This window comes from Methylobacter sp. BlB1 (assembly GCF_015476545.1).
GTDB lineage: Bacteria > Pseudomonadota > Gammaproteobacteria > Methylococcales > Methylomonadaceae > Methylobacter.
In genome coordinates this window covers 16,165-30,450 of sequence record NZ_JADMKV010000009.1, presented here as the reverse complement: position 1 = coordinate 30,450, position 14,286 = coordinate 16,165, and the positions used below count along the sequence as shown (strand labels likewise).

Annotated in this window: 12 protein-coding genes and 1 tRNA gene; 5 read left to right on the top strand and 8 right to left on the bottom strand. The window is 51.2% G+C overall.

The window, feature by feature from the left end; translation table 11 throughout:
* Nucleotides 1–259: 259 nt before the first annotated feature.
* Complete coding sequence (locus IT781_RS05420) at nt 260–832, bottom strand: hypothetical protein (protein WP_194969124.1); 573 nt, start codon at nt 830–832, stop codon at nt 260–262.
* A 231-nt stretch (nt 833–1,063) separates the two neighbouring features.
* Between IT781_RS05420 and IT781_RS05415 the strand changes: the two genes are divergently transcribed.
* A complete protein-coding gene (locus IT781_RS05415; RefSeq protein ID WP_194969123.1) occupies nt 1,064–3,040 on the top strand; it encodes an AsmA family protein in 1,977 nt (658 codons plus the stop codon).
* Between the two features lie 8 nt (nt 3,041–3,048).
* On the opposite strand, the gene IT781_RS05410 is transcribed toward IT781_RS05415, so the two are convergent.
* Nucleotides 3,049–4,011, bottom strand: coding sequence for an alpha/beta fold hydrolase (locus IT781_RS05410; RefSeq protein ID WP_194969122.1), 963 nt, complete (start codon nt 4,009–4,011; stop codon nt 3,049–3,051).
* Between the two features lie 23 nt (nt 4,012–4,034).
* Nucleotides 4,035–6,506: a 2Fe-2S iron-sulfur cluster-binding protein gene (locus IT781_RS05405; protein WP_194969121.1), complete on the bottom strand. Its 2,472-nt coding sequence runs from the start codon at nt 6,504–6,506 to the stop codon at nt 4,035–4,037.
* A gap of 641 nt (nt 6,507–7,147) precedes the next feature.
* On the opposite strand from IT781_RS05405, the gene IT781_RS05400 reads away from it, so the two are divergent.
* Both IT781_RS05400 and IT781_RS05395 read left to right on the top strand, forming a co-directional pair.
* Nucleotides 7,148–7,726: an SRPBCC family protein gene (locus tag IT781_RS05400; protein WP_194969120.1), complete on the top strand. Its 579-nt coding sequence runs from the start codon at nt 7,148–7,150 to the stop codon at nt 7,724–7,726.
* A gap of 671 nt (nt 7,727–8,397) precedes the next feature.
* A complete protein-coding gene (locus IT781_RS05395; protein ID WP_194969119.1) occupies nt 8,398–9,651 on the top strand; it encodes a cysteine desulfurase-like protein in 1,254 nt (417 codons plus the stop codon).
* Between the two features lie 71 nt (nt 9,652–9,722).
* Here IT781_RS05395 and IT781_RS05390 read toward each other — a convergent pair whose 3' ends face one another.
* Nucleotides 9,723–10,394 (bottom strand): 2OG-Fe dioxygenase family protein, encoded by a 672-nt coding sequence (locus IT781_RS05390; protein ID WP_194969118.1) that lies wholly within the window; start codon nt 10,392–10,394, stop codon nt 9,723–9,725.
* Nucleotides 10,395–10,815: 421 nt separating this feature from the next.
* Here IT781_RS05390 and IT781_RS05385 point away from each other — a divergent pair, with 421 nt between their 5' ends.
* A complete protein-coding gene (locus tag IT781_RS05385) occupies nt 10,816–11,139 on the top strand; it encodes a DUF4359 domain-containing protein (RefSeq protein WP_194969117.1) in 324 nt (107 codons plus the stop codon).
* Between the two features lie 66 nt (nt 11,140–11,205).
* Complete coding sequence (locus IT781_RS05380) at nt 11,206–11,919, top strand: PP2C family serine/threonine-protein phosphatase (protein WP_194969116.1); 714 nt, start codon at nt 11,206–11,208, stop codon at nt 11,917–11,919.
* 110 nt (nt 11,920–12,029) lie between these two features.
* Here IT781_RS05380 and IT781_RS05375 read toward each other — a convergent pair whose 3' ends face one another.
* From IT781_RS05375 to IT781_RS05360, 4 genes are all read right to left on the bottom strand, one after another.
* Nucleotides 12,030–13,070: a reverse transcriptase family protein gene (locus IT781_RS05375; protein WP_194969115.1), complete on the bottom strand. Its 1,041-nt coding sequence runs from the start codon at nt 13,068–13,070 to the stop codon at nt 12,030–12,032.
* On the bottom strand, nt 13,030–13,356 hold the full coding sequence (locus IT781_RS05370) for a helix-turn-helix domain-containing protein (protein WP_194969114.1): 327 nt from the start codon (nt 13,354–13,356) through the stop codon (nt 13,030–13,032). Before IT781_RS05370 ends, IT781_RS05375 begins: the two co-directional genes overlap by 41 nt.
* A 44-nt stretch (nt 13,357–13,400) precedes the next feature.
* The gene (locus tag IT781_RS05365) at nt 13,401–13,583 is read right to left on the bottom strand and encodes a hypothetical protein (RefSeq protein ID WP_194969113.1); all 183 of its coding nucleotides are present in this window, start codon (nt 13,581–13,583) and stop codon (nt 13,401–13,403) included.
* Between the two features lie 626 nt (nt 13,584–14,209).
* Nucleotides 14,210–14,285, bottom strand: a tRNA-Thr gene (locus IT781_RS05360).
* Between the last annotated feature and the right edge of the window lies 1 nt (nt 14,286).

Below are 14,286 nucleotides of genomic sequence, written 5' to 3'. Positions count from 1 at the left end.
TGGGTTGGAGCTTTAGCGTAAACCCGGCGTGGGTAACCGAAATGCTGGGTTTAGCTGCCCGGCCAAAATCAAGGCGAAATCCACGGTAGGGTACGCATCGCGTACCTTTTCAAAGCTTGCCGAGCTCACTCCAACTCCAAAAGGTACGCGATGCGTACCCTACGAAGATGGACAGACGCTAAATGCTGGGTTTATCAACCCAGCCTACTCAACTATACGGCGCGATACCTTATCAGCATTGCGCCGTATAAGGGCGAGTCTAGACCTTATCCACCACTGTCACGCAAAGATTGGTCGGTTTTTTATTGGTGTCCAGTATCGGTTTCAGCGTGAATGAGACGACCGATTCCACGCCTGCATCGCCCAGATCGCTGGCGGGCACTTTTTCGACAGAGATTTTATTGTCTTCGGTTTTCCATTTGTAATCGGCGTCGAAAGCCGTGTTCTTGCCGGAATTTTCCAGGTCCACTTCAAAATTGGCGCCGGAACAGGCACCGGTCGGTTCTTTCAGATCCAGAACATGGGCATGAAATCCGGATGGCATGGCTTCATGGGAACTGTCATCGATAGGCAAGTGAGTGACCAGCACCAGCACGTTGTTGCCGCCGTCGGTCAATACCGCATAGCCGAAGGCGCCGGATTTACCGTCCGTGGGTATGTCCTGATTGGTTTTGATTTCCACTTCCAGCGTTTTCTTGTCGGCTTTGCCTTCCCATTCCACTTCCACTTCCTTGAGCGTCAGATAGCCGGCCGCCTGGGCCAGAACCATGCCGCTGGTCAGTGTCAGGCCAATGGCTGATACAAGTAACGATTTTTTGCTAATGAATTTCATAGTCAGTCTCCATCAAAAAAGTATTGATTCGATACTATTTATACATTGCATTGATGAGATAAAGCAAGTTCGGATTTCATTCGTTACATATGATTCGTGCCTTATTAAAGCCATGTAGTTCCGTAATCCATGAACTCTGATGATTTCATCGAGTCTTTAAAGTCTAATCCGTGCATAAAAATCGGGTATCTCAAGCTTCAGGTTAAGCCTTGGATCAGAGAGGGTATTTCTATGCAGCATATCTTGAAATGGGTCGGAATCATTTTGCTCGTGCTGATCGCGGCTGTCGCGCTGTTCCTGGCTTTCTTCGACTGGAACAAGCTGCGCGGCCCGATCTCATCCCAGATCAGCAGTAAGCTGGATCGACGCTTCGAGATCAAGGGCGATCTTGATGTCGATATGGACTGGACATCCCGCATTACAACCTGGACACCACGCATTACGGTCAACGAAATGGAATTGGCCAATACAAATTGGGGCAGCAAGCCGGAAATGCTGACGCTGGACCGCCTCCAATTCAGCGTCAGGCTGTGGGACTTGTTGAAAGGCGATGTCGTGCTGCCGGAAATTCATCTATCCAAGCTAAATGCCCAGTTGGAAAAGAGCGCCAAAGGCAAAGGCAACTGGGAGTTTAAAACCGACAAGAAGGACAAAACCGACCGCACTGAGATTCCTAAAATTGACCAGCTGACGCTCAAGGACAGCAAGCTTGTCTATCGCGATCCAACTACGGACACAGAACTGAATTTGACCGCTTCGGCCGCCGGGGCGGCGAAAGAGCAGGGCGTCAACTTGCAGGGCAAGGGGCGTTTCCAGGGCGAGCGCTTCACGTTGAAAGTACAAGGCGGCTCCCTGCTGGAGTTATGGGAAAAGACCAAACCCTATCCCGTCGATCTGAAAATGGCTGCCGGCGATACCTGGGTGGCGGTCGAAGGTACGTTCGCCGATCCGGTACAATTGCAGGAGCCCAAGCTGACACTTGACCTGCGGGGCGACAGCCTTGCCAAGCTGGCGCCTTTTATCGGCGTGCCTCTGGCCGAGACGCCGCCTTATAAGTTCAGCGGCCATGTGACGCGCTCCGGCGAGCGCTGGGTCATACACGATCTGAAAGGAAACATGGGCAGCAGCGATATGGCCGGCAATGTTGAATACAGCTCGCCTGAAGATCGCCCTTTTCTGAAGGCCGACATCAAGTCCAAGCGGCTCGACTTCAAGGATCTTGTCGGTTTCATAGGCGCTGACCCGACGCCGGAAGAAGGCAAGAAGAATCCACGCATTTTCCCCGATAAACCCTACAATCCGAAAGCCATGCGTTCCGCCGATGCGGATGTGAATTTCTATAGCGACAACATCATCACGCCCAATCTGCCGGTTGACGAATTTAAGACGCATCTGAAAATGGACCACGGCATGTTAACGGTGGACCCTTTGAATTTTCGCATCGATATCGGCCAGATTGCCTCCACCATCCAGCTCGATGCGAGCAAGGACCTTATCGCCACGAAGGCCGACGTCAATATCCGAAAGGTGCCGCTCAAACGCCTGTTGGCCGATACGCAATTTAAAGAAGAAAGCGACGGCATGTTCTTCGGCCAGATCAACCTGGATACGACCGGCAACTCGATAGCCGATATGCTCGGCCACGGAAACGGCGATGTTCTGCTGCTGATGGAGCAAGGTCGCGTCAGCAGGCTATTGGTAGAATTGCTTGGTCTTGATGTGGCGAAGTCGCTGGGCCTGTTGCTGACCAATGATAAAAGCACCCGCGTACGCTGCATCATCGGCAGCTTCAATGTCAATCAAGGCATCATGAAGACTTCGCCGTTTGTGATCGATACTGCCGATGCGAATATCACTATCGCAGGCCAGGTCGATCTGGGCAAAGAGACCGCCGACTTGCAGATCAATGCCCATCCCAAAGATGTTAGTTTAAGCGCAAATGCGCCATTGAATGTCAAAGGGCCGCTCAAATCGCCGTCAGTGAAGCCGGATACAACCGTTCTGGCTGCCAAGGGCGCGGCTTCGGTCGCTTTAGGCGCGCTGCTGACGCCGGCTGCTGCCATTATTCCATGGATCGATTTGGGATTAGGCAAAGACAGCGCCTGCCATGCCATGATTGACGAGGCTAAAGCGGAGAGCGACGAGACAGCACGGAAAATACAGCAAAGCAGGCCCGGCAAAGCGCCGCTGAAAGGGAAAGGCAAATAGGACGTCTGTTAGCTCGCCAAGCGGGGGCTATGGCGTCGATAAAATTCGCGCAGATGCTTGACGACTTCATCGGGCCTGTCCAGCGGCAGAAAATGTCCGCCGCGCTCGACTGTCACCATCTCGGCCTCCGGCACAAGCCGGCGATCCTGTTCTCGCTCATCGGGTCTTGCCCAGTCCTGGCTACCCCAGAGGAAGAGAACAGGAATCTTAATATGGGCATAGTCTCTGGTCGCTGTCTGCCAGCTGCCTGCATTTCGAAGCAGGCTGATGAACGCCCGGTAATGGTTTTTCCGGTTGCCCGTCAAATACATCTCCTTCAGAAGCGGCGGCGGTATGCTGTGCGGGTCGAACACGCCGCCTTCGAGTATGTTCTTCATGACAAAAAAATTCCGAAGGCGCATTATCGTCTCGCCGACAACGGGTATGGCGGCCGCCATTACCACGAGCCGGGCCAATAATGAGCTGCGCGCCATGCCCCGGCCCTGCGCATAGTCATAAGGATTGATCGCTACGACGCGGGCAACGCGCGGATTGTGGCGGGCAGCGACGATCAATGGAATGGCTCCGCCGATGGATACGCCGGCGAGCGTGGCGTCGTTTAAATGAAGCGCTTCGAGGAAACCTTCCACCGTATCGGCAAAAAACGCGGCGTCGTATTTCGCATCAGGAATATCCGAACAGCCATGTCCCGGCAGGTCGGGCGCGTAGACGGTAAAATCCCCGGCCAGCTCCGGCACGATCTTCTCGAAGAGGTCAAGCTGGGTTCTCAGCGTATGCAGAAGAACCAGGACGGGGCCTCGGCCTGTCTTGATGTAGCGAAGCCGGATGCCATTTACTTCAACATATTGGATCGGGATATCAGGTGCCCATCGCAGTTGCGCCGGAGGAAAGGGGGCTGCGGCGCAAAGCCTCGACAGCCAGGGAAAGCACCGGCAAGCCCAGGCCGGCGGCGATGAGCATGGAAAGCACATTGTTCATGATCAATCATCCCCCATCAGGCATCGATTTCCACATTGGATTCGGCTTCGGCCTGGCAGGCCAGAATGTAGCCGTCCGTTTTTTCACTTTCCGTCAGCGAATCCTCGACCGCCATGCGCACCTTGCCGGACAGCAGCTTCACGCGGCACAAGCCGCAGGTGCCGGAGCGGCACGCGCTGTCGATATAGACATCCGCCTCGTCCGCCGTATCGAGTATCGTGGCGCCTTCCAGGACCGTAGCGCTGATGCCGGAGCGCTGGAATTGTACGCGCCCGGCCACCGTTCCGGTACAGGCGCCGGCGGCGGTCGGATCGCGCTTGATGGTTCCGAAGGCTTCCGTTTTGATCTGGGCCTTCGGTACGCCAAGCGCTTTCAGCGCGGCTTTCACAGCCTCCATCATCGGCGGCGGGCCGCAGAGATGGATTCTCTGAGCGGCGGGATTGGGAACAGTGCGTTCCAGAAACGCCTTGTCGATGCGGCCGGTCGGTCCGGACCAAGGGACATCGCCCGGATTGCTCAGCGTGGCCGTGACCTTCAGGTTCGGGTTACGGGCCTGGAGCGAGTCGACTTCCTCTCGGAACAGATAGTCGCCGAGCCCGCGAAAGCTCAGCAGCATGTGTATGTCTCCCGGCCATTGGCTGTCGGTCAGGTAGCGGGCCACGCTCAGCAATGGCGTCATGCCGACGCCTCCGCCGATCAGGACGATGGACGGCGCGCTGTCGCCCGTGAAAACAAAGGTGCCGTTCGGAGCCAGCAGTTGAAGGGAATCGCCCGGCTTGAGCTCATCGTGTAGCCAGCCGGAAACGAGTCCGTGCTCCTCGCGCTTGACGGTGATCTCGATGCGGTCCCGCCAGGTCGGCGTCGAGGCGATGGTGTACGAGCGCCGGGTGGGAATGCCGCGGGGCTGGATGTCCAGCGTCAGAAACTGTCCGGGCAGATACTGGAACGGAATTTCGCCTCCGGCCGGATTGACCAGCCGGAAGGTCTTGACCTGGTGCGCGACATCAATGATCTCGGCGACAGTCAACGCGCCGTGCCATTTGATTTTGCCGGTGGCGGCATCGTTCTGACGGTAAAAGACAGGTTCGCGCTGCAGCGTGGAAGTTTGCGGCACGATTTCCGTTGGCTGGTGCCGAACGCCGGCGCCCGGAAAGCATTTGCCGAAAGCGATCAGCAGCCTGGGCGAGCCTTTTATGCGGATTTTTCCACGGGCAAACGCCCAGGCCAGGTTGCGTTCCTTGGCCAGGAAGCCGAGCCAGGTGCGAGTATCCGCCGTCACGTGCAGATCCGCAGAACCAGCCAGGCCTTCCTGTATGTGGAGCGTTCGATCCCGAATGACGACTGTCGCTTCATGATTTTCTTCGCCGGTGAAACTGAAATGATAAGTGGCATTCAGGCCCCGCGATTGATTGGGCTGGAAAACCAGGGGCATGGTGGCCAGCAGGCCTGGGATAGTGCGCGGACGAAGCGCATTGCCGACGTGCTTGACGGTTTTGTTTGGCCATTTCTTGCGGGCGAACGTATCGGCGTCGGAGCCTTTGATGACATAAACGGGTTCCGGTTTGTCCTGCAGCGGCTTGACGACATCCTGCAGGTGGGCCTTGCGATCGGCAAGATAAGGGCCGATTACCTCTTCTCCGGCCGGACAGACCGCCATGCAATAGGCGGATTTGTAATTGGCGCGATGCGAGAGGCTTTGCCACATGGCGGCGGTTTCCGGGCCGCTGATGCGCTTGCGGTAGTCCATGGCATCCTTGCTGTCCGCCACTTGCTCGACCCAATCGGTGAACCCGCCCATGAATTCCCGGTAGTTGTGCGTGAAGCAGGCCGAGAAGTTGAATCCGCCGTCGGGCGCAATGGCGCCTACCGGGCAAGCCGCCACGCAGAGCCTGCATTCCAGGCAGGGGTTGTAATCGAGCGGCTCATCGTGCGCCGTGGCCTCGGCATCGATCAGTACGGTTCCAAGCAGAATGAAGTTGCCGAATCGGGGATGGATGACGTTGCGATGGATGCCCATATGGCCCAGTCCTGCCGCGACAGCAACCGGCTTGTGCGACACCACCCAGGCACCGCCGTGGGGAAACTGGTACATTTCCATCGGGAAGCCCATCGCGGGATTAACCGCCCGGATGCCGGATTCCTCCAGACGCAGGACGATGCGGCGGCTCACTTCATCCACCAGATCGCCGGTGTTATGGAACTCGATATTCGCAACGGAACGCGCGGGACTGCGCACCGGTTCGCGCGACATGCGGACCACGAAGCTGAGCAATGTCTTGGTCCAGGGATAGTGCTTCAGAATCTCGCTGCGCTGCGGGTCCAGCGCCGGCAGGTCGAGGTCTATCAGGCCGGCATCGTCAGCACCGCAATCCAGAGCCAGCTGCCGCAGCCAATCAGCCTGCAGTCTGGGCCTGACTTTCTCGATGTCATCTTCACCGGTTTTTCGGGCGCGCAACTGCTTGACGGTAGGATGTTCATTCAGATCCATAGCGATGTCCTCTTTGCTGCCGGCTTAGGTCAAGGCATTGTATTGTCGAGCGTAGATCAGTGACCTGATAACTGCCGAAACGTTCAGTCGGTTAATCGTCATCGCCTTCAAACGCATTGCCGCGGCAGGGATCAAGTTCGCGGCAAACTTTGATTCTTGAAAATATTTGAAATGACCCCATCGCCGCCCTTCAGATTTTAATGTGGGAATTGAGTCTTCGATTGATCCGCCGGATTTGGCCTTTGAACCTTGCCCGATGCTGGGAATCGAAGATAGCGTCGTGTTGTAATACGACCGGTCAGTTTCTGTATTTTTTCTAGTGACCGTAGCTGGAAACCGCGGCCGCTTGCATAGGGAGGTTTGCTATGCTTTCTGAAGGGCATTTTTTTCAAGCATGTTTTTATGATGGGCTTTGGTTTTCTTGTGATCCATTCCTCACGATTGATTTCGAACGCTGATGCATTCGATGCTCGGCCGTCCTGCAACCGCCGGGGCTCGGTGATTACGTCATGCCGCTTCCCAAACTTCACATCATGTAGCAATGGGAAAGTCATACCATTGCCTTCCTCGACAAGCGGCATTTCGACGCGATCTGTGCTTTCTGGAGTAGGCGGAAAATGAGGTTTTCGGCTTTTTCAGTAATGCGCAAAATTTGTCCTGCCCGGATATCGGCCTGGCTGTTGCTGATAGCATTCAGTCTTCCTCTGGCAACCCAGGGCGCGGAGGTGTTGGACAGCTCAGTCAAACAGCAGCACGGACGGTATATGATGCATTCGGAAAGCGTAGTTCAGGCGCCCGTTTCGAAAGTCCGCGCTCTTCTCATGGATTATGAAAATTTCCTTCGACTCAACCCGGATATCAAGCGGGTAGAACCTATGGAGCATCTTGATGGCGGAGGAACACGGATGGGAGTAAGTTCGAGCCTCTGCATTGCAGTCGTCTGCCTGCATTTTGACTGGGTTCAGGATGTCCGGCTTCTGCCCAGAGGAGATATTGCCGTGACCATCGTGCCGAACCGGGGCGATTTCCGGAAGGGAAACAGCCGCTGGCGCCTGCTTGCCAACGGCGGCGGCACCCGGCTGATCTTCGATGCCGATCTGACGCCGAACCAATGGTTTCCGCCGTTAATCGGTTCCTGGATGATGAAACAGAAACTTTACGAGGAAGCGTCAGAGATCGCCCACGGGCTGGAGCGGATGGCAATCTCGAACTGTTGCTGATCAATATGCAAAAACTTATCAGGGAACCGTTGAAATCAGCCGTGAAAATTTATCGTTCCGGTATTTCAATCGAAGCTGTTCTGAAACTAATGAGCGTAAAGTTCAGTTGATAAGTTAGATTGTCTTCCGTCAAGGTTCTATGAAACTTAACTTTAATGGGAAGCGTTGTGCAAAGAGTGGGCTGAGACATATCACAGCATCAATGTGAAAGCTCTCGTCAGGACCATTTTCTATTTCTCTGACTATTAATATCAATTAGAACGTAACCAGTCAGCCATCAGCAGAAAGAGAATAGCGTCTCTCCAACAACAATTGATTTTCCAATAAGCTTGGCTTGCGCCGATTTTAGTCGTACTTCAGGTGTTTTGGAGAATTTTAACTGTATCAAATCGGGCTGACTAAAATTAAACTTATAGGACTTACGCAAGCCTGTGGGGGCGACTTCAGTCGCCTTTTATCTGAAAGGGCGACTGAAGTCGCCCTCACAGGTTTTAAAACCACTTGTTTCGGCGGTTGAACAGGCAAACTGCGTAAGTCCTGACTTATATTTCTAATAGGCGGTTGGTAGGTGGCTCAGCCAGGGCTGAGCTTTTTATTGTAAAGCTATAAACAAAAATGTCTGTCATCTTGTCAAAGGGTTGAGATTCAACTTATAGATACAGGAGTTCCATATGCTGCCCTTTGATCCGATCTGGGTGCGTTCCCGGTTTCCGGCGCTCTCTCAAGAGATCGATGGACGTATTCCCATTTTTTTCGATGGCCCCGGCGGTTCTCAGGTACCTGGCTCCGTAATTGATGCCATGTCCCACTGTCTTATAACGGCCAATGCTAACGCCCACGGGGCCTTTGCGACCAGTCGCCGAACGGACGAATGGATTGCTTCGGCACGGGCAGCGGTCGCCGATCTCCTCGGGTGTGACTCTGACGAGGTGGTTTTCGGAGCTAATATGACCACGCTCACCTTCGCATTCAGTCGAGCCATCGGCCGCGAGCTGCGCCGGGGCGATGAGATTGTGGTTACCCGGCTCGACCATTACGCCAATGTCTCTCCCTGGCGGGCGCTGGAAGAAGAGACCGGTACGATTGTCCGCGTCGTGGATTTCCATACCGAAGACTGTACGCTCGATATGGAAGATCTAAAGCGTCAGATTAATGAAAAAACGCGTATTGTGGCAATAGCGTATGCGAGCAATGCCGTAGGTACAATCAATGATGTGGCGGCTGTGGTACGTCTGGCCCGTGCGGTTGGCGCGTGGGTCTTTGTGGATGCAGTCCATTATAGTCCCCATGGCCCCATCGACGTGCGTGCACTCGACTGCGATTTTCTCGCCTGTTCCGCCTACAAATTCTACGGACCACATGTCGGCATTCTGTACGGCAAACGAAAACACCTTGCTCAGCTTCGTCCGTATAAGGCACAGCCCGCTCCTGAAGAAGTGCCGTCGCGTTGGGAAACGGGGACGCTCAATCACGAGGGCTTGGCGGGGCTGGTGGCGACCATTGATTACCTGGCCGAATTGGGTCGATACGTCTCGCCATCCGCCGCAAATCGCCGCGAAGCGTTGGTTGCGGCTTTGGAAGCGAGCCGACGGTATGAGCGGGAATTATGTGAGCAGTTGATTACTGGACTGCTAAAGATACCTGGGTTGACTCTATACGGTATTACCGATCCTGCGCGTTTCGATTGGCGTACGCCTACGGTCGCGATTCGGCTAGCCGGGAAATCTACATATACTATCGCCAAGGAATTAGGCGATTGCGGTATTTATACCTGGCATGGAAACTTTTATGCGTTGGGCATCGCCGAAAAATTGAAGGTCGAGACTGAAGGCGGCTTTCTGCGCATCGGACTGTTGGCCTACAACACTCGGGAAGAGATTGAACAATTATTGCAGGCATTAGAGGAAATTGCCGCTTCAGAATAGAGAACCCGAAGCGGCGTTATTTTTTGATTGCTCCTCTTTGGGACGCATGTGGTGAGTTACTGCTGCACTTATCAAAAATCCACTATCAAGCTTGGACTGGTCAATACGAATACGTCACGGGTGCCATTGCCTTCGCCAGCCGGATGCACTGGCGTCGTATAATGGAGGAACTTCCGATCGTTGACCAGTACCAGTTCTCCCGGATACAGCGTTTTGTTGAATACCGGTTCTTCATTTCTACTCGTGTACAAGTGGGTTTTCGCCCCCTCGACATTGTTCCGATCGACTGAATAAATACAGACAAAACTGGTGCCATCCCGATGTATACCTTCCGGCGCTGGATCGCCATAACTATGCGGTGAACAAGTCGTCCGTATCTGATGAACGCCTATTTCAGCGCCAGGGCGGAGCGCGCAAAAATCCCGAAATACCAGTAAAAAGGCTTTGAACATCTCTAAATTGGCAAGTTCATCGCTGAGCTCTTCAAACTCCCTTTTAATGTCGCCCACCAATGGATTATATTCCTTGCTTTGGAATAGGTAACCATGGGGAAGCTTCGTTACCCCTTCTTCGGTAACCCTGAACCGCGACAATCGTCGATAACGGTAATGCCCCTTAATATTGGGATCAACCGGAAGATCATTAAAAAATGGTTTAAATACCTCCGGATCTATGGCGTGTTCTGTTCTCATGCAAAATAGAAAACCGAATTCGAACCCGGTCGATACGAATACTTCTTGCATATTTGCGGTCTCCCTGCAGAAGATGACATCCCGCGATCTTTGCTATAAGACACAAGCTCAGCGATGAATAGGTCTTTGCCAGATTCGCTTTTGAGTCATCTTAAATTTATGGAAATAACCCTAAGGACACGGTAATGCTCTTAGTGCTAACCGTGGGTTATGCTATAAACCATAAGATCGTTTCGGTTTGGATAAAGTTTCTTATACCTCCGTTAGAATATGACTGTTTTGAATATCAAAAGGGCCCAAAGACTTTTGGACAATTAAGGGCTCGCTGGAAGCTGGGCGCGAGGCCAAATGAGAAAAACTGGTACCATCTGAATTCATTTTATAATTAACAACGTAGAAAATGGCCAAGCTCTAATAAACTTCATCAATGATTTTTAGCTTTTTCAGAAAAACACATAACCATCGAGGCTCCATGAAACAATTTTTGATTCCCCTTGTCCTGATCGCTTTATTAGGTCTTTTGGCGTATACCAATCCAACCCTTGACAACTACGATCAATTCAACAGCCAGCGTATCACCGAAGACGCGAGAAAAGAAAAGGACCCTGTCATTGGCGCGATTAATTCTTTGTTCGGCGGTTTCGCCGCCAACCTGATGACCAAACAGACGGTGCGGAAGGATTATGTTTTTTTCAGCACTTATGACACGACGATTGGCGATAAACATATGCGGGCGGTTGGGGTACTGAATAATTTTTATGTCACGGAAGATATTGTATCCAAACCAAGCAATTAAAATGCTTAGCCCGGCTAAGTGATTTCGGAAAGTGAGCATCCGGGTATTGGCAGACAGGAGAATCACATGAATGACATCGATTTCGCCCAAGGCACGCATACCGGATTGCTGCGAGAAGTAAACGAAGACAGCTGTCTTGCATCGCCGCAGCTTGGCTTATGGATAGTGGCGGATGGCATGGGCGGGCATGAAGCGGGCGAAGTGGCAAGCAGGATAGCAGTTCAGGAAATAACGCACAGTATCGAGCAGGGCCTGCCGCTGGTTGAGGCTATCGAAGCAGCCCATCGCGCGATACAAGCCGCTGCCCGGCGCGGCGAGGGAGCTGCAGGCATGGGTTCGACCGTGGTCGCTGCAAAATTGGATGGGCTGCACTATGAAATCGCCTGGGTGGGCGACAGCCGCGCGTATTGGTGGAATGGCGCATTGCACCGGCTCACTACTGACCATTCCTATGTACAGCAGCTCCTGAACGCCGGCCTGATTACCGAAAGCGAGATTCCGGAGCACCCTTATCGCCATGTTATTTCCCAGGCGCTAGGCGTAGGAGGGTCTGGCGCGGACAATATCAAGGTCGATCTGGTGTCGGGCGAATTAGGCGAGGGCGATGCCCTGCTGCTTTGCTCTGACGGGCTGAGCGGTGAAGTTGTTGACGGCGATATTGCTGGCATTCTAGCCGAAACTGCTGGCGCTCAAGCCAGGGTGGATCGCCTCATTGCAGCGGCTCTGGAAGCCGGGGGCAAGGATAATGTGACGGTGATTGTGCTTGCTCCGAAGGATTGAAGACATCCAGGAAGCAGAAATAACTGGGCTCGAAGTGAATATAGTATCCGTTCTGTTGCCTCTATCGCATCCAATGAGAAAAGGAACGGTTCTGGCAGTGAGCGCTTAATTTAGTCAATTTGCTGACAGCTGCCAAAATCAGTCGAATCTGGCCCCACAATACTGCTATCCTTAGTTCGAGCCTTTCTTAGGTCTTCTTGGGCCTTTTCCGCCCATTTTTTGTAAGTCGGATCAATACAAGCAGTTTCTCCTAGTAGTCCTGCCAGTTTCTCGCAAAGTTTCAACATGCTATTTCCGTGCATTGGAAACTTACCAGCTATTGCTAGCTCAAGCTTTCTTGCTGTAAGGAATCTTGAGTGAGGCACAGCTAGTTTTCCCTTATTAATTACGACCCCTGTTACATGTTTGGGCTTATCTTCATCAAATATCTTTGTTTTATGAATTGATAATTGATGATTATATTTACCAACTATTCGAGAAACACGCCTTTCTAAAGATCGTGGTATTTTCTTTCCAGAAAAAGTTAGATCATCGATGTAGCATGTAAAAATAAGATCATGAAGCTGTGCTAGCTTCGATAATTCATCAAGCATTGGCTTGGCTGCATGCAAGGACAGAAGCGGGCTTAATGGGCTGCCTGTTGGTAAGGCATTTCTAAAAGTAGTTAACTCTGTCAATTTTCCTGCAATATCGGGAGAACATTTTAGATTATCCAAGAAGAAGGAATAGACCAGATAACGTTGCGTTGATCCGTAAAAATTTTTTAAGTCAAATGTAGCCATTCTTGCTGAATTAACATGAGTAGCGGCATTTGATCGATAAGAGCGCCCTTTTACTGCGGCATGGGCATAGTTTGGTAATTCAATAGGTTCAAGTAAATACAAGATACGCTCATGTATCCTTCTTAATTCATCGGATGGAGCTTGAACTTGCCGAGATTTTATGAACTTTGAAGAAAATGGGTTGGTTGTTTCTTCGATAGTAAATTCTCGATATTTGGCTGAACTTTTCAAAATTGAATCTAATCGTTGTTTTTCTACTCCTAAAATTTCAGATAGCCTCTTTGCGGACCTTACTTTATAAAGAGAACATTGATCTATTGAGTATCGTTTAAGGCATTTTCGCTTTCTTTTTGTTGGTTTCTTTAGCATTAATTCGACTCTCATTCCATTCGAGAATTGTTATTATTTTTTCCGCAATATTTTTTCTGAATTTATCAGAAGGTTTTGGCGCTTCTAGATTTTCAGAGAAAAATAGTATTGAGGACAATGGAATATCGAATTGTTCACTATACTTTTTTAGAATTTCTAGTGAGGGTTGCTTTTTACCTGACTCAATCTCGGAAAGATAGGAATTGGAAAGACCAAGCTCAGAGCAAAGCTCTGTCTGAGAAAGATCATGATAGGTGCGTATAAGTCTAAGAGCTTGATTTAACATTTTAGTCCTCAAGATAAGGCAGAGGTAACTACAGAGGAGTAGATTTATTCCGGGCCACCATTAAAGAAATCTTCGATCTTTGGCCAATATTTATCGATTAGCGAGAATAAGTTTACAAAAAATCTAACAACGCCAAACAAAAACCAAAAATCAAATTTGGGTTTCTTTTTAAATTTTCCATCACAAATCGAACACTGCTCTGCGGCTTTTACTCTATTTTGTCTCATATATGAACCTAAATAATTTATGAATCTAACTAATTACGGCGCAAAAATTGCGCCTCTCGTACGTAATTAATCAAACAAAATAGCAGTGTTGAGCAGTATTTTTCCCCCTTACTGAATCACCCGGTTCCGACCTCTCGTCGGAACCGGCTATCCCATGTACATCATAGATGAGCACAACACGTCACGCTCAACGCTTCACAGGACAATGGTCAGAGACAAGGCGAAACCAAGCCTCCACAGAGCCGAAGCTCTAACAGCTACGAGATTTAATCACTGACCGCAAAATAACTATAAAGAAAAATTTCGCTACTGTCAAAATAATTTCGCTATTTGCGAAATTATTAACTGAATTTGGCGCTTTGGTCGATATAAATATGAAGATTAATAGCGCAGTAAGATGCGGTGAGGTACGAACCATTATCATTTGGGATAATGCTTTAAATGCGATAGGCAAGTTTTTGGTAGCGGTCTGGGCTGTGAGGAATAGTAGAACACAATGAGCCTAAAGTGAGTGCAGCAAGAATTACTGCTCAATTAAGCAATTTAATAACGGCTACGAAAAAGGGCGATCCTGAACAACAGGCAATAAAAAAGGCCTTTAGTTTGCACTAAAGGCCTTTGGAATATGGAGCTGGCGATGGGAATCGAACCCGCGACCGGCTGATTACAAATCAGCTGCTCTACCGACTGAGCTACACCAGCG

Excerpts from the sequence above, each read along its gene's own strand:
- IT781_RS05420 (WP_194969124.1), bottom strand. The coding sequence starts at position 832 with ATGAAATTCATTAGCAAAAAATCGTTACTTGTATCAGCCATTGGCCTG.
- IT781_RS05415 (WP_194969123.1), top strand. The coding sequence starts at position 1,064 with ATGCAGCATATCTTGAAATGGGTCGGAATCATTTTGCTCGTGCTGATC.
- IT781_RS05410 (WP_194969122.1), bottom strand. The coding sequence starts at position 4,011 with ATGTGCTTTCCATGCTCATCGCCGCCGGCCTGGGCTTGCCGGTGCTTT.
- IT781_RS05405 (WP_194969121.1), bottom strand. The coding sequence starts at position 6,506 with ATGGATCTGAATGAACATCCTACCGTCAAGCAGTTGCGCGCCCGAAAA.
- IT781_RS05400 (WP_194969120.1), top strand. The coding sequence starts at position 7,148 with ATGCGCAAAATTTGTCCTGCCCGGATATCGGCCTGGCTGTTGCTGATA.
- IT781_RS05395 (WP_194969119.1), top strand. The coding sequence starts at position 8,398 with ATGCTGCCCTTTGATCCGATCTGGGTGCGTTCCCGGTTTCCGGCGCTC.
- IT781_RS05390 (WP_194969118.1), bottom strand. The coding sequence starts at position 10,394 with ATGCAAGAAGTATTCGTATCGACCGGGTTCGAATTCGGTTTTCTATTT.
- IT781_RS05385 (WP_194969117.1), top strand. The coding sequence starts at position 10,816 with ATGAAACAATTTTTGATTCCCCTTGTCCTGATCGCTTTATTAGGTCTT.
- IT781_RS05380 (WP_194969116.1), top strand. The coding sequence starts at position 11,206 with ATGAATGACATCGATTTCGCCCAAGGCACGCATACCGGATTGCTGCGA.
- IT781_RS05375 (WP_194969115.1), bottom strand. The coding sequence starts at position 13,070 with ATGCTAAAGAAACCAACAAAAAGAAAGCGAAAATGCCTTAAACGATAC.
- IT781_RS05370 (WP_194969114.1), bottom strand. The coding sequence starts at position 13,356 with ATGTTAAATCAAGCTCTTAGACTTATACGCACCTATCATGATCTTTCT.
- IT781_RS05365 (WP_194969113.1), bottom strand. The coding sequence starts at position 13,583 with ATGAGACAAAATAGAGTAAAAGCCGCAGAGCAGTGTTCGATTTGTGAT.